21 protein-coding genes, 1 rRNA gene and 1 pseudogene are annotated in these 21030 nt (G+C 71.9%); 15 read left to right on the top strand and 8 right to left on the bottom strand.

Features of this window, described 5'->3' with window-relative positions:
- Positions 1-2: 2 nt before the first annotated feature.
- Positions 3-119 (top strand): 5S ribosomal RNA (gene rrf / locus GD880_RS12425).
- Positions 120-511: 392 nt separating this feature from the next.
- A pseudogene (locus tag GD880_RS12430) lies at positions 512-2172 on the top strand (IS1634 family transposase).
- 94 nt (positions 2173-2266) lie between these two features.
- Here GD880_RS12430 and GD880_RS12435 read toward each other — a convergent pair.
- Positions 2267-2563, bottom strand: coding sequence for a hypothetical protein (locus tag GD880_RS12435; protein WP_152231948.1), 297 nt, complete (start codon positions 2561-2563; stop codon positions 2267-2269).
- 487 nt (positions 2564-3050) lie between these two features.
- Between GD880_RS12435 and GD880_RS12440 the strand changes: the two genes are divergently transcribed.
- The 7 genes from GD880_RS12440 (at position 3051) to GD880_RS12465 (ending at position 9545) form a co-directional block, all read left to right on the top strand.
- Positions 3051-4607: a sensor histidine kinase gene (locus GD880_RS12440; RefSeq protein WP_152231949.1), complete on the top strand. Its 1557-nt coding sequence runs from the start codon at positions 3051-3053 to the stop codon at positions 4605-4607.
- The gene (locus GD880_RS12445) at positions 4604-5788 is read left to right on the top strand and encodes a GGDEF domain-containing protein (RefSeq protein WP_152231950.1); all 1185 of its coding nucleotides are present in this window, start codon (positions 4604-4606) and stop codon (positions 5786-5788) included. The genes GD880_RS12440 and GD880_RS12445 overlap by 4 nt, the downstream gene beginning before the upstream one ends.
- A 162-nt stretch (positions 5789-5950) precedes the next feature.
- Complete coding sequence (locus GD880_RS12450) at positions 5951-6547, top strand: alternate-type signal peptide domain-containing protein (protein ID WP_152231951.1); 597 nt, start codon at positions 5951-5953, stop codon at positions 6545-6547.
- A 95-nt stretch (positions 6548-6642) separates the two neighbouring features.
- Positions 6643-7188 carry a hypothetical protein gene (locus tag GD880_RS12455; RefSeq protein WP_152231952.1) on the top strand — a complete coding sequence of 182 codons (546 nt, stop codon included), beginning with the start codon at positions 6643-6645 and terminating at the stop codon, positions 7186-7188.
- Entirely contained in the window at positions 7185-8390 is a 1206-nt protein-coding gene (locus tag GD880_RS20365; RefSeq protein WP_193314480.1) for a hypothetical protein, read from the top strand. The genes GD880_RS12455 and GD880_RS20365 overlap by 4 nt, the downstream gene beginning before the upstream one ends.
- 4 nt (positions 8391-8394) lie before the next feature.
- Positions 8395-9171 carry a signal peptidase I gene (locus tag GD880_RS12460; RefSeq protein WP_193314481.1) on the top strand — a complete coding sequence of 259 codons (777 nt, stop codon included), beginning with the start codon at positions 8395-8397 and terminating at the stop codon, positions 9169-9171.
- Positions 9171-9545, top strand: a complete 375-nt coding sequence (locus GD880_RS12465) for an Hpt domain-containing protein (protein ID WP_152231954.1) — start codon at positions 9171-9173, stop codon at positions 9543-9545. The genes GD880_RS12460 and GD880_RS12465 overlap by 1 nt, the downstream gene beginning before the upstream one ends.
- Here GD880_RS12465 and GD880_RS12470 read toward each other — a convergent pair.
- Entirely contained in the window at positions 9529-10344 is an 816-nt protein-coding gene (locus tag GD880_RS12470; RefSeq protein WP_152231955.1) for a response regulator transcription factor, read from the bottom strand. The genes GD880_RS12465 and GD880_RS12470 overlap by 17 nt on opposite strands.
- Positions 10345-10624: 280 nt before the next feature.
- Between GD880_RS12470 and GD880_RS12475 the strand changes: the two genes are divergently transcribed.
- Both GD880_RS12475 and GD880_RS12480 read left to right on the top strand, forming a co-directional pair.
- The gene (locus GD880_RS12475; protein ID WP_152231956.1) at positions 10625-11014 is read left to right on the top strand and encodes a hypothetical protein; all 390 of its coding nucleotides are present in this window, start codon (positions 10625-10627) and stop codon (positions 11012-11014) included.
- A 282-nt stretch (positions 11015-11296) separates the two neighbouring features.
- A complete protein-coding gene (locus GD880_RS12480) occupies positions 11297-11680 on the top strand; it encodes a hypothetical protein (protein ID WP_152231957.1) in 384 nt (127 codons plus the stop codon).
- Here GD880_RS12480 and GD880_RS12485 read toward each other — a convergent pair.
- On the bottom strand, positions 11631-12605 hold the full coding sequence (locus tag GD880_RS12485; protein ID WP_152231958.1) for a response regulator transcription factor: 975 nt from the start codon (positions 12603-12605) through the stop codon (positions 11631-11633). The genes GD880_RS12480 and GD880_RS12485 overlap by 50 nt on opposite strands.
- A gap of 283 nt (positions 12606-12888) precedes the next feature.
- Between GD880_RS12485 and GD880_RS12490 the strand changes: the two genes are divergently transcribed.
- Positions 12889-13254 (top strand): hypothetical protein, encoded by a 366-nt coding sequence (locus GD880_RS12490; protein ID WP_152231959.1) that lies wholly within the window; start codon positions 12889-12891, stop codon positions 13252-13254.
- A 45-nt stretch (positions 13255-13299) separates the two neighbouring features.
- On the opposite strand, the gene GD880_RS12495 is transcribed toward GD880_RS12490, so the two are convergent.
- The 5 genes from GD880_RS12495 to GD880_RS12515 form a co-directional block, all read right to left on the bottom strand.
- Positions 13300-14106, bottom strand: a complete 807-nt coding sequence (locus tag GD880_RS12495; RefSeq protein WP_226909622.1) for an IclR family transcriptional regulator — start codon at positions 14104-14106, stop codon at positions 13300-13302.
- Between the two features lie 146 nt (positions 14107-14252).
- Positions 14253-15110: a creatininase gene (locus tag GD880_RS12500; RefSeq protein WP_152231961.1), complete on the bottom strand. Its 858-nt coding sequence runs from the start codon at positions 15108-15110 to the stop codon at positions 14253-14255.
- 10 nt (positions 15111-15120) lie between these two features.
- Positions 15121-15465, bottom strand: coding sequence for a BCCT family transporter (locus GD880_RS12505; protein ID WP_226909623.1), 345 nt, complete (start codon positions 15463-15465; stop codon positions 15121-15123).
- 173 nt (positions 15466-15638) lie between these two features.
- Complete coding sequence (locus GD880_RS12510; protein ID WP_152231962.1) at positions 15639-16889, bottom strand: aminopeptidase P family protein; 1251 nt, start codon at positions 16887-16889, stop codon at positions 15639-15641.
- A 517-nt stretch (positions 16890-17406) separates the two neighbouring features.
- Positions 17407-18066 carry a GntR family transcriptional regulator gene (locus tag GD880_RS12515; protein ID WP_152231963.1) on the bottom strand — a complete coding sequence of 220 codons (660 nt, stop codon included), beginning with the start codon at positions 18064-18066 and terminating at the stop codon, positions 17407-17409.
- A gap of 130 nt (positions 18067-18196) precedes the next feature.
- Between GD880_RS12515 and glyA the strand changes: the two genes are divergently transcribed.
- From glyA to GD880_RS12530, 3 genes are read left to right on the top strand one after another with little or no spacing between them, the layout of a single operon-like run.
- Positions 18197-19501, top strand: a complete 1305-nt coding sequence (glyA, locus tag GD880_RS12520) for a serine hydroxymethyltransferase (RefSeq protein WP_152231964.1) — start codon at positions 18197-18199, stop codon at positions 19499-19501.
- Positions 19498-20718: a sarcosine oxidase subunit beta family protein gene (locus GD880_RS12525; RefSeq protein WP_152231965.1), complete on the top strand. Its 1221-nt coding sequence runs from the start codon at positions 19498-19500 to the stop codon at positions 20716-20718. The genes glyA and GD880_RS12525 overlap by 4 nt, the downstream gene beginning before the upstream one ends.
- A 23-nt stretch (positions 20719-20741) precedes the next feature.
- On the top strand, positions 20742-21029 hold the full coding sequence (locus tag GD880_RS12530) for a sarcosine oxidase subunit delta (RefSeq protein ID WP_152231966.1): 288 nt from the start codon (positions 20742-20744) through the stop codon (positions 21027-21029).
- The last annotated feature ends 1 nt before the right edge of the window (position 21030 follow it).

Consider the following 21030-nt stretch of genomic DNA (forward strand, 5'->3'; position numbering starts at 1 on the left):
GTTACGGCGGTCATAGCGAGGGGGAAACGCCCGGTCCCATTCCGAACCCGGAAGCTAAGCCCCTCAGCGCCGATGGTACTGCACGGGAGACCGTGTGGGAGAGTAGGACACCGCCGAACACCCATTCCAGAAAGGCCCCCACACCCGTGGGGGCCTTTCTGCGTCTACGCGCTTCGGACGCGGGTGCCGCCCGGCGGGTGAATTAACAATTTTCGAGCGCAAGTTTTCAATTGTTCTGCGGAGCACTCGACACTGCTGTTCTGCTGTTCGCGGACCGAAGGCTTCGCGTATGTTCTGCGGATAGCCGAACACTTCGCCGGCACATGCGTTGCATGACGCGGCCCCGTGCGGCCCGCGTGAAGTGCGTCTGTGCTGAGCCATCACGGCCGCGGTCCTAAGCCTGAGTTTGGTCACCGCTGCGCGATCCAGGATCGCGCACCTCGCTGACCTGGGGTGATGGGTGCGCGGGGGGCGGTTTTGAGGCACTAATTGGTGCTCTACCGTGGGGTTCGTGGCGTGGATTCGGCGGGTGCGGACGGCCTCGGGAGCGACGGCCGTGCAGATCGCTGAGTCCGTCAAGGGCCGTCGGCGGATCGTCGCCCATGTCGGCTCGGCCCATACCGAGGCCGAGCTCGGGCTGCTCCTCGAGCGGGCACGGGAACTGCTGGACAACCCCGGCCAGGGCGAGCTCGACCTCGGCCTCGAGCCCGCAGCGCCCAGGACGCCGCTGATCGGCCGGCCCGGGGTGCCGGCCCTCTTCGACGAGGCGGGCTCACCGGTACGTGAGCGGGGACCGGTCACGACACCCCGGGTGGTTGGCACCGCCTCGCGGGTGCTCTACGACGCGCTCGCCGCGGTGTTCACCGATCTGGGGTTCGACGCCCTCGGTGACGCGGTGTTCCGGGACCTGGTGATCGCCCGGATCGTGGAGCCGACCTCGATCCTGGACACCGCCCGGGTGCTGACCGAGCTCGGTGTCAGGCCGGCCAGTGAGAAGACGATGCGCCGCACCCTGGCCCGGGCCGCGGCCGGCGAGGGCCCGGGCGCCTACCGGGACCAGGTCGCCGCGCTGTGCTTCACCCACGCGGTGACCAGCGGTGATGTCTCGCTGTGCTTGTACGACGTGACGACGTTGTACTTCGAAGCGGAGAAGGAGGACGACCTGCGCAAGGTCGGCTACTCCAAGGAACGCCGCGTCGACCCCCAGATCGTCGTCGGGCTGCTCGTCGACCGGCACGGGTTCCCCCTCGAGATCGGCTGCTACGAGGGCAACCAGGCCGAGACGGCCACGATCGTGCCGATCGTCAAGCAGTTCCAGGACCGGCACGACATCGAGGACATGGTCGTCGTCGCGGACGCCGGCATGCTCTCGGCGGCCAACCTGACCGCCCTGGAGGAGGCGCACCTGCGCTTCATCGTCGGCTCCCGGGTGACGAAGGCGCCGCTGGACCTAGCCTCGCACTTCCGCTGGCACGGGGATGCGTTCACCGACTCCCAGGTCATCGACACCATCACCCCCAGGACCGGGCGGCACCGCAGCGAGAACAACGAAGCGGTCCGGGCTGAGCCGGTCTGGGACCCCCAGCAGCATCCCGGGTCCTGGCGGGCGGTCTGGGCGTACTCGGCCAAGCGGGCGGCCCGAGACGCCAAGACGTTGACGCTCCAGGAGAACCGGGCCCGCGCGGTCATCGCCGGGGAGAAGGCCGCCCGCACCCCGCGGTTTGTCAAGACCAAGGGCGACGCGCGCAGCCTGGACGAGGCCGCCCTGGCCCGCGCCCGCCGCCTGGTCGGCCTGAAGGGCTACGTCACGAACATCCCAGCCCAGCTGATGCCGGCCGGTGAGGTCATCGGGTCCTACCACGAGCTCTGGCACGTCGAGCAGTCGTTCCGGATGTCCAAGACCGACCTGGCGCCCGGCCGATGTTCGTGCGGACCCGGGACGCGATCGAGGCCCACCTGACCATCGTGTTCACCGCCCTGGCCGTCTCCCGCGAGGTCCAGCGACGCTCCGGGCTCGCGATCCGCAACGTCATCCGCCAGCTCCGCCCGCTGCGCTCGGCGACCATCACCGCCAACGGCGCCACCCAGACCATCCCACCCCAGATCGACCCCGACCGACGAGCCATCATCGACACCCTCACGACCGGGAAATCTCAGGCACTAAGCGAATGACCGAACTCAGGGCACATGCGTTGCATGACGCGGCCCCGTGCGGCCCGCGTGAAGTGCGTCTGTGCTGAGCCATCACGGCCGCGGTCCTAAGCGACTACTTGTCACGCTCCGCAACGACCTGCTCGCAGTTGGTGGCCGTTCGGTTGCACTGCCTGCACCACAGCTCGCCGACGTTGGCGTCGTACTCATGGTCATGGGCGGTCCAGTGCTCGTCGTCGAAGGGCAAGGTGTCCTGGATCCCGCTGGGGCGGAGCTCGCGATAGAGCTCGAAGGCCGTTTCGTATGAGATGACCCCGTCAAGGGCGAGATCGGCCAGTGCGTCGAAGACGCGGTACTTTTCCTCGTCGTCCGGGGCGGGCAGGCCGGTCGTGGGCTGGCGGTGACGTGCCATGGCGGATCCCCTCCTGGCGCGGAGTCGTGGCTCGGGCCGGAGCCTGCAACCTACCCCGACTGTTGGGGTCGCGCGCGACAACCCGCCATGGCATGTGGCGGCCGCCAGGCCCGTGAGCAGGCCTCTTACTTACCGCCTCAGGCAGTCGCAAATGCCGGTTCCTCGCTAGGCTCGGCGCATGCCGGAGGCAGACACCGAGAGCGAGGAGTCCCTCGGTCGTGCCGCCGCCCCACCAGCAGGGGCCGCGACGCCGGCCAGCCGGTCCGGGTCCGCCGCTATGCCCGACCCTCCGGACGGCGGCCGGTCATCCGATGACGCCCAGGGCGCTCGGCGGGGGACGCCGAGACAGACGCTCTCGCCGAGCGGGTTTGCCGGCGGGCCGCAGGACCTGCGCGAGGGTCCGTCGAAGACCGCTCCTCGCCGGGGCTATTCGCCACACACGGTGTTCTATCGACAGCTCCCGTTCCTGGCGGTCAGCCTGGTCCTCTTGGCGGCAGTCGTGGCCTACGACCCGGTGTACCTGCGCCAGCCGCGCTTCGGGGCCGGGCTGCTCGTGGCGATCGGTGCCTCGGTGCTGGCGATCGTGGTGCCGTGGCACCGGCTTCCCTCGCCGGCGGCCGTGCTGGTGCCCATGGCCGACATCGTCGCGGTCGGGCTCGTGGTCGCTGGCGGATACCGCGCCAGCTTCCTCCTCGTGCTGCCCGTGCTGTGGATGTCCGCCGTCCACGGCGCCGCGGGCGTCGTCGTCTCGGTGGCTGCGGCGACGTTGGCGGTGTGGGGTGGCAACCTCTACGCGCCCTCCATCGCCCTCGGCGACCTGCCCCGGTTGATCCTGCTGCCCGTCGTCCTCGTCGCCGTGGGGGTCGGCACCTACCTCTCTGAACGTCGCTCGGCTGCCCGGCTCGATCTGCTCGGCCGGCAGAGCGCCCTGATCGAGGAGACCCTGGCGGACTCCCACCAGCAGAGCCGGCTGCTGGACTCGATTCTCAACACCATCGACGTCGGCGTCGTGGCCCTCGACAAGGACGGGTACATCACCATCCTCAACCGCGCTCACGCCGCCGCGGTCGAGGGCCGGCTCAAGGTGGGCGACCACGTCAGCGTCCACGGCGGCATCGACGGCTACGCCGCGGACCGCAAGACCCCGCTGGGCGCCGGCGGCTCGCCGCTGGTGCGCGCGAGCCGCGGTGAGGACATCGACCGCGAGCTGACCTGGTGGGACCACGGCGAGGGCCGCTGGATCGCCTACCGGGTCTCCGCGGCCCAGCTCGCCGACGGGGCCGGAAGGCGCGCGGGCGCCGTCGTCGTCTATCAGGACCTCACGGCCGAGATGGCCGCGCTGGCCCAGCGCGAGGACTTCGTCTCCTCGGTGTCACACGAGCTGCGCACCCCGTTGACGTCGGTGCTGGGCTACCTCGAGCTTGCCGCCGACGAGCCGACGGCCACCGAGGGCGTGCGGACCCACCTGCGGGTGGCCGAACGCAATGCCGAGCGGCTGCTCCACCTGGTCGCGGACCTCCTCCTCGCGGCGCGCACCCGCGAGCGCGGGGTCGAGCTGGACCGCTCGATGACCGACCTGCGCAACCTCGTCGCCGAGTCGGTCCAGAGCCAGCTCCCGCACGCCCGCTCGGCGGGCCTGGAGGTTCGTCACCACCTCACGGAGCCGTGCCGGCTCCTCGGCGACCGGACCCGGCTCGGTCAGGTGATCGACAACGTGCTGTCCAACGCCATCAAGTACACCCCGCGGGGAGGGGAGGTCGAGGTGGCGCTGTGGCCGGGCCCGGACGTGGCCCGGCTGACGATCCGCGATACCGGGATCGGCATTGCGGCCGCCGACCAGGAGAAGCTCTTCGCCCGCTTCTACCGTGCGCCGGCGGTGCGCCAGGGCTCGGTGCCCGGCACCGGGCTCGGACTGTACCTGTCCCGCCAGATCGTCGAGGCCCACGGCGGGACCATGGAACTCACCTCGGTCCTGGGCGAGGGCACGAGCGTGGAGATCCTGCTGCCGACGCCGGGTCCGGGCGAACGGGAAACGCGGCCATGACGCTGGACCTCTTCTCCCTCCTCGTCGTCTCGGCGCTCGTCATCCTCACCTCGGCGGGGATGTTCGTGGCCGAGGCATGGGCGCGCACGGGTGACCTGGTCGACCGGCTCTGGACCCTGTCCTTCGCCGCCGCGATCACGACGGCGCTCGCGTACGTCGTCGGGTCGCTCGCCCCCGAGGGCTGGTGGGCCAACGCCATCGGCAACGGGGCGAGCGTGCTCTGCGTGTGGGCGATGTGGAGCGGCATCCGGGCCTATCAGCGCCGGCCGCCCCGCATCGTCCTATCGGCGGGGTTGGCGCTCGCGGCGGCGGCGGCCGTGCTGCTCCACGGACCCGGTGGTGGTCCCTGGGCCGGTGGGGCGGTGGCCCTGGGCGCCACCGCAGCCGGCGGCCTGGCCGGTGGCGTCGCGCTCCTGTACGGCCGGCTGCGGGCGGGGCGCGCGACGCTTGTCCTCGCGGTCATCCTGCTCCTCGCCGGTCTGTTCTACGCGGTGCGGTTCGCGGTGTTCGTCCTCGCCGGTCCGACGTCACCGAGCTTCGAGCGATACCTCGGGACCGCATTTACGACTGTTCTCAACACACTGCTCGTCAACGCCGCCGCCTTCGCCGCGGTGACGATGCGTGCCCGCACCGCCCGGGCGAAGGTGGCGGAGGGGCGCAACTTCGATCCGATGACCGGGGCCCGCACCAGCCACTCCTTCGAGCCGCGCGCGGCGGCGCAGTTGCGTCGGTCCGCCGAGACCCTGGCCCCGGTCGCGATGGTTCATCTCGTGCCCGACGGAACGGACGCGCTCGAGGTCGCGTTCGGTCGCGAGGTCGCCGAGCGCGCGCTCGTGACCTGCGGCGAGGTCGCGCAGATGCTGCTGCCGCCCCGGGCGTTGATGGGCCTGGACCCGGACGGGCAGGCGTCGTTCCAGGTGCTGCTGCCTGGTTGGGAGGCGGACGACGCCGCGGAGTGGGCGACGGCCGTGCGCCGAGAGCTCATCGCCACGACCGTGGAGGTGCCCGGCAGCCATGTGCGCATCGGCGCCTGCGCCGGCGTCGCCACGACCCGCGCGGCGGGCTACGAGCTCGGAGACCTGTGCGACGCCGCGCGGGCAGCGGCGCAGCGGGCTGTGGGCGACGGCGGGAACCGGGTCGTGGCGGCGGGCACGGAGGAACGCTCCGAGCGCCCCGGGTGAGGCGATGTGTCCGGCCTTGAGGAAGTGGCGGCAATCTTGAGCCGACCTTGAGGGGACCTGAAGCCGGCGCGGACGGCGTGTTGAGGCTGAACGGGCATCGTTGCCGACGTCGCAAGGAGCGGACGCAGCCGCTCGCCAGCCCGTCACCCCGAAGGAATACCGATGTCGCGCACCGCGCCCGCTCAGCCCCGTAGCTCCGCCAGAAAGATGCGCAAGGGCGTTATTGCCGGCATTGCTGGCATTGCGCTGCTCGCGGGTGGAGGGGCGTCGTTCGCGACGTGGAGTGCCGACTGGACCACCAGCGGAAGGATTTCTTCCGGCACGATGAGCTTGAAGAGCAGCTGGCAGGGTGAACCGATCTCCCACTGGCAATTGAACGACGCGGACATTGTCGGGATAACGAAGGTCGCCGACCTCAAGCTTGTCCCTGGTGACAAGCTCACCTATCGCGACAACATAACGCTGTCGGCCGAGAAGCGCGCCATGTCCGTTAATCTGGAACCGCTCGCTCCGGGAATTGTGGGGAACCTGCAGGGCGTCACGTACAGCGTCAAGGTCACCGGGCCGGACTTCGAGCGAACTTGGAATGGCCGTGAGAGTAAGCCTATGTCGATCGAGACCCGGGCTGGTTCGGATACCGCGATGTCCGTGGTCACGACCTTCACGTTCGACACGGACGCGGACAACAGCACGAAGAATAAGAACCTCACCTTCACTGACGCGGGCATTCGCGTCACTCAGGTCGCGAACGCGAACTGAGTCGCCCCTGATCTGGGGAGGGAGCCGGACGCCCCCCAACCCGGCTCCCTCCCCGCCTACTGCCCCAAGCTGCTGAGCAGCTGAAGAGGATGATCATGCGCGCCTACGCCATCCGTGGCCTTGTCGCGGTCGCCTTCGTCGTCGTTCTGCTCAGCAGCAGCCTCGGCAGCACTGCACTGTGGTCCGCGCAGGCCTCCATGTCGTCGGGCCAGGTCACGAGCGGCCAGCTGGACCTCACGCAGGACCCGATGACCATCACGCTCAGCCGCGAGGGAACGACGAGGGACGTCTCCACGACCCTGTGTCATGAAGCGCTGCGTCCCGGCGACGTCCTGACGTACCGCGTCCCCGTGACGCCAGTTCTCGAGGGCACGCACCTCGAGGCCACCCTCGCACTCGACGTCAGCGGGCTGGTCGTCGGCCCTCTGCGCGACGTCGTGGGCTCGCCCTCGGTCAGCGTCGAGACCCGGCCGCAAGGCTTGCTCCCCGCCGCCCCCGGCCCGTGGCACGTCACTCCTGCGCTACACGACAAGCTCGTGACCGGTATCGTCACGGTCACCATCCCGGAGTCGCTCGGCGGCGAGCATCAGGGACGGACCCTCGAGCCGGGCACCATCCGATGGACCCTGACGCAGGCATGACCCCCACTCCGCGCGACCTCAGGACGAACCGGCGCTCCGCCGTCCGAACCGGTCTCCTCGCCGCGATCGCCGCCGGTGTCTTCGCCATCCTCATGGCCCCAACGACCGGCACTCAGGCACGGTGGCACGCGGAGGCGATCGCGCAAACGCCCGCCGCGACCATGGACCAGGTGGCGCTCTCGGTTCCGGCAACCACGTCGGAGCCCGGCACGACCATCTCCAACACCGCCCGGGCGACGGCGGTGACGTGGAGACCCGCCGCCCTCACGGTGGCTACCGGCAGCGGAACGTTGCCCGCCGCCGCACTGGCGGGAACGGCCCTTTCCTATGGCCTCGCGTCTGCAGGAGCATGCCTCAGCGTGACAGCCCGGTGGATGGCTGGGGCCGACCTGACGATCATCCCGGCCGCCGGGGCTAGCCGCAGTGAGACGTTGGCGCCGGGTGCCTCGACAGCCCTGTGCCTGAGCATCCAACCAGGAGCCGAGCTGCTCGCCAGATACCCCGGCCAGACGCTGACTCTGACCACCGGCATTGAGGCCCGGGCGGCTGAACCGGCCACCTGGACCGCGCCCCTCGCCACCTGGACGACGACCTTCCATGTCCCCGCCGCAGCCCTGACCCCGCCCGGCCTGAGCGCCTGCAACGTCAAGTCGCCGAACGAGAAGACAGCGGAGATCAGCTGGACCTGGACTGGCCAAGCCAAGGGCTGGGACGTCCTGCAGCGGAAGGGCAGCGAGTGGGTGTCCCTCGGTAAGGATCAGGACCCCTCGGGGAACCACCCGAAGGTTCCGCCGGGTCAGCTGCTGCCCGGTGACCGGCGCTCCACCACGATCCGCCCGGCCGAGAACAGTGCCGAGGACGTCAAGGTGCGCGTCTACGTCACTGACACCGTCTTCGTCGACAGCACGCAGGTCTTCACATTCACCGCCAAGCACCCGAGGAACGAGAAGGTCGTCTGCGAGGGCCTGGACTGGGCTACCGCTGACCCAGCAGCCGCCGACGTAGCGCCTGCAGATGCCGCATCCACGTCCGGCCCGGTCGTGGCGAGCACCGCCCCGTCGGCATCCGCCACACCGGCTCCGGCGGCGACCGCCGCGCCCGCTCCCACGCCAGCCCCGTCGGCGACCGCTACCACCACGACGCTCACGCTCCCGGCGACCGCCACCGACGCGACCACCGTGCCCGCCACGGAAGGGAAGTAACTTCATGACCTCCATCGCCCGTTTCACGGGGAACGTCGTGCTCTGGCTGGTCCTCGCGGCCGTGGCCGCGCTCGCCGCCGTCATGGTGCTCATCCCCCGTGTCATGGGGTGGGTGCCTCTGACGATCCTGACCGGGTCGATGGACCCCACCATCCCGGCCGGCTCCCAGGTGGTCGTCGAGACCGTCGACGGCGAGGCGGACGCCGCGCAGCTGACCATCGGGGACGTCATCACCTTCATGCCCCACCCGGACGACCCCACTCTCGTCACCCACCGCATCGTCGCCCGCACCCTCAGCTCGGACGGCACGGTCTCCTTCACCACCCAGGGCGACGCGAACAACGCCCCGGACGAGTGGACCCTGACCGCCACGCAGATCCGCGGCGTCGTCGAGTACCACGTGCCCTACGCCGGCTACCTCGCCACCGCGCTGGACGGCTCGCAGAAGCAGACGGGCGTCGGGCTCGCCGCGGCCGCGCTGCTGGCCTACGCCGTCGTCCAGCTGCTCGGCGCCCTCCGCCAGCACCGCCGTCCCGCGCCCGTCGCGGCGGCCGGCATCGACGCCACCGCCGGCACGGTGACCCGCGAAGCCGCGTCCACGCTCGACGGCGTTGCACCGGAGCCCTCAGGGGACCACGGCGTCGCCCCCGCCGCCGCCCGCCCCGACGACGGCGCAGCCGCCCCGGCCGGCACCGTCGACCGCGACGCCGGCGCACGCACCAGCAGCCTTCGCACGCCCCAGGAGCGCACGAGCACACGCGAGCTCGCGGACGCCGCCTGATGAGCGTCGTGCTCAGCCATGGCACGCTGAGCGCCCTCTCCGACGACCTGGGCGCCGCCGCGGTCTGTTCCTTCGTGCGCCGCTACCTCGACCTCCTCGACGGGCGGGTGCGGGACCTGACCGCGGCGCTCGCTGGTAGAGACGTCGAGGCGGCGCAGGTGGTGGCGCTGAGCCTGCACAGCGCCAGCGCGATGATCGGGGCCGAGGCGCTCGCCGACGTCGCCCGCGCGCTCGCGACACAGCTCCGGACCGGCGCGGTGACAGCCGCGCGGCTGGCCCTGTGCGACGTGCCGTCGCTGGCGAGGGCGACGGCGCAGGCGCTGGCCGCGTTCCTCGCGCCGCCCGCCCCCGTCGCGCTCAGCGCGCGGGCGTGAGCCGATAGCCGGTGCCCCGGACGGTCTCGATGAACCGCGGCCGACTGGCGTTGTCGCCGAGCTTGCGACGCAGGTTCGCGATGTGGACCTCCACCGCCCGCTTGTCGGCGCCGGTGACGACCGCGCCGGTGCCGTAGTCCTCCGGCCACAGGTCCCGGACCAATTCGCTCTTGGGCAGCACCCGCCGCGGGGCGGCGAGCAGCGCCGCGAGCAGGTCGAACTCGGTGCGCGTCAGGTGCACCGGCGCGCCGTCGAGGTCGACGGTGCGGGCGCCGACGTCGACGTGCACCCCGTTGTGGGCGAGGACGCCGTCGCCGTCGGGCTGGGCGAGCACGACCTGGACGGGCGTCGCGGCGCTTTCCGAGAGCGCGATCGGCGCCGGGGCGGTGCTCGCGGAGGCGGGCGCGGCCGGGCCGGCCAACTGCCGCGGCCGGCGGAGCATGGCCTGGATCCGGGCCCGCAGCTCCCGCGGCCGGAACGGCTTGGTGACGTAGTCGTCGGCGCCGGCGTCCAGCCCCATGAGGGTGTCGATCTCCTCGTCGCGGGCGGTGAGCATGACGATGTAGGTCCCCGAGAAGGTGCGCACCCGGCGGGCGACCTCGAACCCGTCGATGTCCGGCAGGGACACGTCGAGCGTGGTGACCTGCGGGCTGTGCTCGCGCACCAGCTCCACGCCGGCGGTGCCGGTGCCCGCGGCGTGCACGGCGAACCCTGCCTGCGTCAGGACGGAGACGAGGAGCTCGCGGATGTCCCCGTCGTCCTCGACGACCACTGCCGCCCGCGGCTCGCAGTCCTCCATGGACCCAACCTACTTGCTGCTTCCGAAAAACTCCTGGGAGAGCGGCGGAGATCTCGCCAGTGCGGCACCACGACGGCCTACCGAGGGAAGCGCACCTCAGAACGCCACAAGTGGGGCTGGAGTGACGTATGTGGCGGAGATCAGGGCCTCCGGCCGCCTCACCCGCACCACTTGTGGTGTTCTCGGCTTTGTGTCGAGGCACCGGGCGACGGCGCACGCGCCGGCGGTCGCGGCGCGTGCGCGCATGCCCCTTCCGGACGACGGCGGTACGCTCCCGGCGATGAACGAGCCCGGCTGGCACGAACCGCCCCGCGTCACATCGGTGCTGCGCACCGATGCCCTGGACGCGCTGGCTGCCGATGTCGGAGCCGGCGAAGCCGAGCTTTTCGCCGGGCGATACCTGGCCCTCCTGGAGCAGCGGGTCGGCAACCTCCGCCAGGCAGCGGAGACGGCGGACGCCACCGGTGTCCGCGAGGCGGCGCTCAGCCTGCAGACGACCTCGGCCATGATCGGTGCCGAGGCGCTCGCGGGCACGGTCGCCGCGCTGCCGACGGTCGCCGGGTCCGTGGTGGGGGAGTCGGTGGCGGAGGTCGAGGTGGTCGCGGCGGTGACCACCGGCGCGCTGGTGGCGCGCGCGTCCGCCGCGATCCCGGTCGGCGCGGGCGCCTGACGCCGGCGAAGCCCGGGATCTCGCTGTTTGACGCATCCGCTGTTTGACGCTCAGGGCTCAGGCGTCCTGGCTGACGCGTCGCAGCTGGTACGCCCGCGGCCCGACTCACCCGGCGCCATGCCCGCCCTCACCCTGATCCCCGCAGGGTGAACACGGTCGTTCATCCTCGGATCACCTTGCCGAACGACAAATCGGCGGGTGGCCGTCCTGGTGTCCTGTCGTAGCCGGGGGGACCCGTCCGCGGCCGTATTGCCGCGTACGACCGGACATGAAAGGCGTGGCGTGGAGGAGATCATCGACCGCGGGGCGCTGGCCGCGCTCGTCGACGACATCGGTACCGAGCGGGTCCAAACCATCGTGGGCAGCTACCTCGCCACGTTGGACGAGCGGGTGTATCACCTGCGCGCCGCGCTGGTCGCGTGTGACACCGAACGCGCGCTCATCGCGCTGCGGGGGCTGGGCAGCGCCAGCACGCTCGTGGGCGCGCAGCAGCTGGCGGAGATCGTCCGGGAGGTCGAGCCCGCGCTCGCCAACGGCAGCGACGGCCCGGCCCGGGCCGCCCTGCCCGAACTCATGCTGAGCGCGGCGGCCACGACCGGCGTGCTCCTCGCCGTGCTCAGCGAGCCGGCACCAGCCGGTAGCCGACGCCCCGCACGGTCTCGATGAATCGCGGGCGGGCGGCATCGTCGCCGAGCTTGCGGCGCAGGTTGGCCATGTGGACCTCGAGGCTGCGGCGGTCGGCGCCCGCGAGGGGCGCCGCGTAGCTGGTGCCCCACAGGGACTCCACCAGCTCGGTCTTGGCCCGGACGACGCCCGGGGCCGTGAGCAGGGCGGCCAGCAGCGTGAACTCGGTCGGCGTGAGGTGGACCTCCGCGCCGTCGACGAAGACCTGGCGGGCGTCGACGTCGAGGCGCAGGCCGGCGGGGGCAGCCAGGGTCGCCGTCCGGGACGCGGCCGCGGTGGCAACAAGCGGTGGGACAGCCGTGATCGGGCCGAGGCCCGACGCCACGGCGGCGACCGGACCGGGGCTCGGCGCCCTGGCGGTGATCGGGCCGGGGGATACCGATGGGGCCGTGGCGGCCGGGCTGGGGGCGGCCGCCACGGCGCCCGGTGCGGGCAGCGCGAGGCTCGGTGCGGGCAGCGCGAGGCTCGGTGCGGCCAGCGCGAGGCTCGGCCGCGCGGGCGCCACCGCGGCGCGCGTGGTCCCGAGGTGGCGCGGCCGGCGCAGCATCGCCTCCACCCGGGCGCGCAGCTCACGGGGCCGGAAGGGCTTGGTGACGTAGTCGTCCGCGCCGGACTCCAGGCCCAGCAGCGTGTCCACCTCGTCGGTGTGCGCGGTGAGCATGACGAGGTACGTCGCCGAGAACGCCCGGATCCGCCGGGCCACCTCGAAGCCGTCGATGTCCGGCAGGGAGATGTCCAGCGTGGTCACCAACGGCTCGTGGCTCCGCACCAGCTCGACGCCCGCGTGCCCGGTCGCCGCCGGGTGCACCACGAACCCGGCCTGGGTCAGCACCGCGACGAGAAGCCCGCGAATGTCGTCGTCGTCCTCGACGACGACCGCCGTGCGGTGCTCCACGAATCCGGACATCAATCGGGAGATTACTACGGGCCCGACACCCGCATTCGATTTCCGTGCGCCCATGTCGCCGCAGGTCGCAGGGCACGGAGGGCTGGTCCCGGTGGGAGACGTTGCCGGTGGCGTCACCCCGGAGCCAGGGCCGTTCACCCCGGAAAACAGCCGGGGTGAACGGCGGTAATCATCTGGGATTCACCTACGCGTCGGCATTTTCCCAAATTGGTCAGGTGGTGTGCTGAAGCGCATCCCCGATAGGGGGCGCAACGTCGTGCCGAGCAGGGGGAGAGGGAGCGCGATGAATCGGGTGGTGGACCCCGCGGTGCTGACGGCGCTGCAGCAGGAGGCCGGCGCCGATCGCGCCCGGGAGATCGTCGCGCGCTACCTCGCCACGCTCGAGGAGCGGCTGTACATGCTGCGCGGCGCGGTCGCCGCCTACAACAGTGCCGGCGCGCTGGTCACCCTGCGGGGCCTGAGCGAGGCCAGCACCGTCGTCGGCGCGCACCAGCTCGGCCAGCTCGCCGACTCCCTCGAGCCGGCCCTGCGGCGCGGCAACTTTCGCCCCGCCCGCGACGCGCTGCCCGAGCTGCTGCAGCTGGTGGCCGCGACCAAGTCCGCCCTCGCCCCGGTGCTCGACCCGAGCGCGGTCCGCACCGCGCCGTGACCACCGCGGTAGGCGGCCGCTGAGCCCGGGCGAGGATGGTGCGGCTCAGGCCGGCACGGCCCCCAGGCGCGCGGAGATCTGTGCCGCGGTGTGCGCACACGCCCGGCCCAGCTCCTCACGGCGCCGCTCGTCGACCCGGTAGCGCGGCGCGGCCAGCAGAACCCCTGCCACCGTCTCCCCGCGGAGGTCGCGCACCGGCGCCGCGAGGCCGACCTCCTCGGGGTAGGTGTCGCCGTAGTTGACCGCGAAGCCGCGCTCGCGGGTCCGGGCCAGCCAGGTCAGCACCTCGTCGGTGCCCACGCCGGACCCCGCCGGCGGCGCTGCCGCGCCGGCGAGGAGCTCCCGGGCGCGGTCCTCGGACATGTCGGCGAGGAAGACCTGCACCGAGGCGTTGAGCGCCGAGGCGTACCGGGTCCCGAGCGGGGCAGTGTGCTTGATGTTCTGCGTGCTCGGCACCTGCTCCACCGTCACCGCCTCGGACCCGTCCCACACGACGAGCGCGACCGTCTCCTCGGTCGCGGCAGAAAGGTCCCGCAGCATGGGCAGCGAGACCCGCCGCACGTCGAGGTTGGCCAGCAGCGGGCCCGCGATGGCGATCAGCCCCAGCCCGAGGCGGAACTTCCGGGACAGCTCGTCCCGCTCGACGATGCCCTCGCGCTCCAGCGTGGCGAGGATCCGCGACACGCTGGACTTGTGGAGGCCCACCTGGGCGGCGATCTCCGTCACCCCCTGCAGCGGCTCCTCGACGGTGAAGCAGCGCAGCACGTCGATGACGTTGACGATGACCGAGGCCGACCGTGGCCCGGCCCCCTCGCCGTTCAGGTCGGCCGGCTGCGTCGTCGCCCCTGCCACACCGCGCCTCCGTTCCGTGCCCCCGGGATGTGACCGGCCCTGCGGGGGCCGGCTCGCCGTCCGTCCGGGCGAGGGACCCATGATGGCAGGCCCCGGGCGGGTGGTGCGGGAGCTCACCTGATCGTGGCGGCCGGTGGTGCTGGAGCTCACCCGACTGCGGCGGCCGACGACGGCGCCGCGTCCGACGACGGCGCAGCGCCCGGCGCCGACACCGGGCGCCCGCCCAGCTCGGCCTCCAGGTCGGCGGCGAGATCGCGCACGACCTGCTCGAACAGCAGCCGGCCCTTCGCCGCGTCGGCCCCGCGGGGCGCGGACAGGCACCCCGACGACGGCGTGCGGGCGGGCACCACGGGGAGCCGGTCGAACCGGGGCAGCTGCGCCGGGTCGTGGTCCACCACCCGGTCCATGCGCACGAGCTGGGGCTCCAGGTGCAGCATGAGCGCCGTCTCCAGGACGCCCCCGTGCTCGACGTCCCAGCCGGGGAACGACCCGTGGTAGACCGCCTCCAGCGTCTCCTCCGAGACGTAGTCCCAGTAGGACAGCAGCAGCACGCACCGGGCGTCGTCGGCCCCGATCCCCAGGTCGCGGACGGCGAGGTCGACGCCCTCGTAGAGGAACTGGTAGTTCTCGTAGTGGCCGTTGACGAGCACCACGTGCCGCACGCCCTGCTCGAGCAGGCTGCGCACGAGGCTGCGGGTGAGGCCGATCAGCGTCGCCGCGTCCACGCTCGTGGTCCCCACGAGGTGGTCCCCGCCGCCGGACTTCTGCTGGGAGCGGTAGCCGTACGTGATCGGCTGGGCCACGCGCGCCCCGGTGGCGGCGGCCACCGCCAGCGCGATGCGCTCGGACAGGATCGCGTCGGTGCCCATGGGCAGGTGCGGGCCGTGCTGCTCCAGCGCCCCCACGGGCACCAGGACGGTCGCGTCGCCGGCTCCCACCCAGTCGGCGAAGCTGTGGGCGTCGAGGTGGGCGAGCTTGACCTGGGGGTTGTCGTGCGTCGTCATGATGCTCCTGTCAGCTGCGGGTGGGGGAGGTGGGCGGGGCGGGGACGGCGGGCGCGGTGTGCTGGGCACCGGATCCTGGCGCAGCGACCGCCTCCGGCGCCAGGGGGAGGCCGTCGGCGTCGACCAGGTCGTCGCCGGGGCGGTGGCGCGGGTCGTTGACCTCCTTCTCGAGCTGCCGGACCGCCTTGTCCCGGCAGCGCAGGCGCCGCACCAGGGTGGCGATCATCAGCAGGATGACGAAGGAGAACGGGAACGCGCCGATGATCGTGCCGGTCTGCACGGTGTCCACCACGGCCGTCCCGCCGAGGGAGAGCAGCAGCAGCGCCACCGCGCCGATGCTCACCACGAGCACCACGCGGAAGCCCGGCCCGGGACTTCTTGGGGGCGGCGCGGGACCGGTCGGCCCCGGCGGACCGGGGGCGATGATCGGCCGTGACCACCCCCCGGGGGCCGGGGGCGGTCGGCCGTGACCACCCCCCCCGGGGGCCGGGGGCGGTCGGCCGTGACCACCCCCGGCACGGACGGTCGTCAGCAGGGGATGATGTTGTGCTCCGGGCCGAAGCCGAACTTGGTGATGTTCTCGGCGCCGTCCTCGTGGACGACGAGGATGTCGTGCTCGCGGTAGCCGCCGGCGCCGGGCTCGCCGTCGGGCACGGTGATCATCGGCTCCATCGACACGACCATGCCGGGCTCGAGCACGGTGTCGATGTCCTCGCGCAGCTCCAGGCCCGCCTCCCGGCCGTAGTAGTGCGAGAGCACCCCGAAGGAGTGCCCATAGCCGAAGGTCCGGTTGGGCAGCAGGCCGTAGCCGACGTAGATCTTGTTGAGTTCGGCGGCGATGTCCTTGCACACCGCGCCGGGCTTGATCAGCTCCAGCCCGGCGCGGTGCACCTCGACGTTGATGTTCCACAGCTCCAGGGACCGGCTGTCCGGCTCGCCCAGGAACATGGTGCGCTCCAGCGCGGTGTAGTAGCCGGAGGTCATCGGGAAGCAGTTCAGCGACAGGATGTCGCCCTTGCGCAGCTTCCGCGTGGTGGACCAGTTGTGCGCGCCGTCGGTGTTGATGCCGGACTGGAACCACACCCAGGTGTCGCGGACCTCCCGGTGGGGGAAGGTGCGCGCGATCTCGTGGGTCATCGCCTCGGTGCCGATCAGGGCGACCTCGTACTCGCTGATGCCCTCGCGCAGCGCGGCCTTGATCGCCTCGCCGCCCAGGTCGCCGATGCGGGCCCCGTGCTTGATGACCTCGATCTCCTCGGCCGACTTGATCATGCGCTGGCGCATGGCGTCCTGCGAGACGTCGACCAGCTCCACGCCGTCGAACGCGGCCTGGATCCGCTGGCGGTTGAGCAGCGGGAGCGAGTCGTCCTCGACGCCGAGCCGGCGGGCCTTCACGCCGCGCTGGCGCAGGGCCTCCTGCAGCCCGTGGTAGTAGTTGTCGCGCCTCCAGTCGGTGTAGACGATGTTCTCGCCGTAGCTGGTGCGCCACGGCATGCCGGCGTCGATGTTCGCGGTGATCGTGACGGTGTCGTCGGCGGTGACGACCAGGGCGTAGGAGCGGCCGAAGTACGTGAACAGGAAGTCCGAGTAGTACTTGATGCCGTGGTAGCTGGTCAGGATCACCGCGTCGAGGTCCTTGGCGGCCATGATCTGGCGCAGGCCGGAGAGGCGACGCTCGAACTCGGCGTCGGAGAAGGTCAGCGGCTGCTTGGTGCCGTTGTGCAGCACCTTGAGACGCTCCAGCTCGGTGACGGAGGCCGGGGTGTTGGTGGCGGTCATTGTCGGTGTCCTTTCGGGATGGAGGTCGTGCCAGGCGGCGGTGCCGTGCTCGTCTCACGCGGCGCTGCCGGGATGCCCAGTGCCGCTGGGATGGGAGGTGTCGGTCGGCGCCGGGGCTTCAGCGCTGAGCCGGCGTGCCGGCCGGGGCGGTGCTGCCCGGCCGGGGCGAGGGATATGTGTCCGTCGGATCCAGGTCCGCGGCCGTGGTCGGCCGGGCCCCAGCGAGTCGAGTCGGGGCCGGTGACGCGTGGGTGGCGGTCATGACTGTCCGATCCGTCCTCGTTGCACCCATTGCAACGATGTTGCGGAAGTATGCCCACGGCTTCTGACGAGCGTCAAGGGTGCGGAGTCCCCGAGGTGAGGGGGCGGGTGTCATCGACGGGCGGACGCCGCGGAACGGGCCGCGTCGCGGGGGTGGAGCGGCTTGGCGCCGGCAGCGGGCGCCACCCGGGTGTGGCGCGTGGAACGGCCCGTGGCGGGGACACCCGCATGGCGAGGCGCGCTCGGCGCGGCGCCGCTACAGCACCCGGCGGACCGACTCCTCGAACCGCGCGACGTGCTCGCCGGCCAGCGTCGCGGCCCGGTCGGCGTCGCCGTCGACGATCGCCCGCAGCAGGCCCACGTGCTCGTGGATGTGCGCGGCGACGTCGGGCAGGCGGTCCAGGACGAGGCACCAGATCCGGGTGGCGAGGTTGTCCAGCCGGACGAGGGTCTCCTCGACGTGGGGGTTGCCGGCGGCCCGGTAGATGAGCCGGTGCACCTCGAGGTCGTACTCCATGAGCCCGCGCCGGTCGGCCGGATCGTGGTCCATCGCGCCGATCTGCTCGGCCTTGGCCGCCAGCTGGGCGCGCAGCTCGGGCCCCGCGCGGCGCGCCGCGCCCGCGGCCGCCACCGGCTCGAGCACCTGGCGCAGCTCGCTGATGTCGGCCAGGTCGGTGAGGTCGACCCGCGTGGCGAAGGTGCCCCGGCGCGGGAAGGAGACCACGAGGTGGTCCTGCTCGAGCTTCTTCAGGCCCTCGCGGATCGGCGTGCGGCCGATGCCGAGCTCGAGCGCGAGCCGCGCCTCGTTGATGGGCGAGCCCGGCGCGATGTCCAGCAGCACCAGCTGGTCGCGCAGCTCGTGGTAGGCCCGCTCCGCCAGCGAGTCGTAGCTGCGTTCGGTGCTCTGGCGGGCCATGCGCCCTCCTCCTCGTTCGAACCGTCGATCAGAGTGTTGACCGTGCCGGGATTGTCCCCTTAGTGTTGCGCATCACTTGATATATCAGCCGTCGACACGACGTCGTGCGCCCGACCTGCTGGAGATCCCCATGACTGACACCACCTTGTCCCGGTCCGTGCTCGACGCGGACCTCGGCGTCGTCGACCCCGAGGTCGCCGCCGCGATCGACGCCGAGCTGACCCGCCAGCAAGGCACGCTGGAGATGATCGCCTCGGAGAACTTCGCCCCGGTGGCGGTCCTCCAGGCGCAGGGCTCGGTCCTGACCAACAAGTACGCCGAGGGCTACCCGGGCCGGCGCTACTACGGCGGCTGCGAGCACGTCGACGTCGTCGAGACGCTGGCCATCGAGCGGGTCAAGGGCCTGTTCGGCGCGGCCTTCGCCAACGTCCAGCCGCACTCCGGCGCCCAGGCCAACGCGGCGGTCATGCACGCGCTGCTCACCCCCGGCGACACGATCCTCGGGCTCGACCTGGCCCACGGCGGCCACCTGACCCACGGGATGCGCCTGAACTTCTCGGGCCGGCTGTACGACGTCGTCGCCTACGGCGTGCGCGAGGACACCCACCTCGTGGACGTGGACGAGGTCGCGCGGCTGGCCCGCGAGCACCGCCCGCGGATGATCGTCGCCGGCTGGTCGGCCTACCCCCGCCAGCTGGACTTCGCCCGGTTCCGGCAGATCGCCGACGAGGTGGGGGCTTACCTGTTCGTGGACATGGCGCACTTCGCCGGGCTGGTCGCCACGGGGCTGCACCCCTCGCCGGTGCCGCACGCCCACGTCGTCTCCTCCACCACCCACAAGACCCTCGGCGGGCCGCGCGGCGGGGTGATCCTCACCAACGACGCCGATATCGCCAAGAAGATCAACTCCGCGGTCTTCCCCGGCCAGCAGGGCGGCCCGCTCGAGCACGTCATCGCCGGCAAGGCCGTGGCGTTCAAGGTCGCCGCCGGCGAGGCCTTCCGGGAGCGTCAGCGGCGCACCCTTGAGGGCGCCCGCATCCTCGCCGAGCGCCTGTCCGCCCCGGACCTGGCCGACCGCGGCATCACCGTGCTCACCGGCGGCACCGACGTCCACCTCGTCCTGGTGGACCTGCGCCACTCCGAGCTCGACGGCCGCCAGGGCGAGGACCTGCTGCACTCGATCGGCATCACCGTCAACCGCAACGCCGTCCCGTTCGACCCGCGGCCCCCGATGGTCTCCTCGGGACTGCGCATCGGCACCCCGGCGCTCGCCACCCGCGGCTTCGACGCCGCGGCCTTCGCCGAGGTGGCCGACGTCATCGCCGCGGCGCTCACCGCCGGCCCGCAGGCCGACGTCGCCGCCCTGCGGGACCGCGTCAGCGCGCTGGCCGCCCGCTTCCCCCTCTACCTCACCGTCGGGAAGGCCGTCCGATGAACCAGCGCCACCTGCCCCCGCACCCGGAGTTCCTCTGGGACAACCCCGAGCCGCGCAGCAGCTACGACGTCGTCATCGTCGGCGCCGGCGGCCACGGCCTGGCCACCGCCTACTACCTGGCCAAGAACCACGGCATCACCAACGTCGCGGTGCTCGAGCGCGGCTGGCTGGCCGGCGGCAACATGGCCCGCAACACGACGATCATCCGGTCCAACTACCTGTGGGACGAGTCCGCCGCCATCTACGAGCACGCCCTGAAGCTGTGGGAGGGGCTCGAGGAGGAGCTCGACTACGACGTCTTCTTCTCCCAGCGCGGCGTGCTCAACCTCGCCCACACCCTGCAGGACGTGCGCGAGTCCGTCCGCCGGGTGGAGGCGAACCGGCTCAACGGCGTCGACGCCGAGTGGCTGGACCCCCGGCAGGTCAAGGAGGTCTGCCCGATCGTCAACATCGCCGACGACATCCGCTACCCGGTCATGGGCGGCACCTACCAGCCGCGCGCCGGCATCGCCAAGCACGACTGGGTCGCCTGGGCCTACGCCCGCCGCGCCGCCGAGCTCGGCGTGCACCTCATCCAGAACTGCGAGGTCACCGGCTTCACGTTCGACGGCGACCGGGTCACCGGCGTGGAGACCACCCGCGGGCGCATCGGCGCGGGCAAGGTCGCGCTGGCCGCGGCCGGGCACACCTCGGTGCTCACCGAGCGGGCCGGCTTCCGGGTGCCCATCCAGTCCCACCCGCTGCAGGCCCTGGTCTCCGAGCTGCACGAGATCATCCACCCCACCGTGGTGATGTCCAACCACGTGCACGTCTACGTCTCCCAGGCGCACAAGGGCGAGCTGGTCATGGGCGCGGGCATCGACGCCTACAACGGCTACGGCCAGCGCGGCTCGTTCCACATCATCGAGCACCAGATGTCCGCCGCCGTCGAGCTGTTCCCGGCCTTCTCCCGGGCCCACCTGCTGCGCACCTGGGGCGGCATCGTCGACGTCACCCTCGACGCCTCCCCGATCATGGGCCTGACCCCGGTCGACCAGCTCTACGTCAACTGCGGCTGGGGCACCGGCGGGTTCAAGGCCGTCCCCGGCGCCGGCTGGGCCTACGCCCACACCATCGCCCACGACGAGCCGCACGCGCTGAACCGCCCGTTCAGCCTCGACCGGTTCGTCACCGGCGCCCTCATCGACGAGCACGGCGCCGCCGCCGTCGCCCACTGACCCGGCCTTCCGGAAGGACCAGCATGCTCACCATCGACTGCCCGTTCTGCGGGCCGCGCCCCGAGACCGAGTTCGGCTACGGCGGCCAGGCGCACGTGGCCTACCCCGAGGACCCCCACGCCCTGACCGACGAGGAGTGGGCCGCGTACCTCTTCTACCGCGACAACCCCCAGGGCGACTTCGCCGAGCGGTGGGTGCACTCGGCCGGCTGCCGCAAGTGGTTCAACGCCGTCCGCGACACCCGGACCTACGAGATCGCCCGCGTCTACACCATGACCGAGCCACGACCCGTCACGAGCAAGGGAGCCTGAG

It is taken from the genome of Georgenia ruanii, from assembly GCF_009193175.1.
GTDB classification, from domain to species: domain Bacteria; phylum Actinomycetota; class Actinomycetes; order Actinomycetales; family Actinomycetaceae; genus Georgenia; species Georgenia ruanii.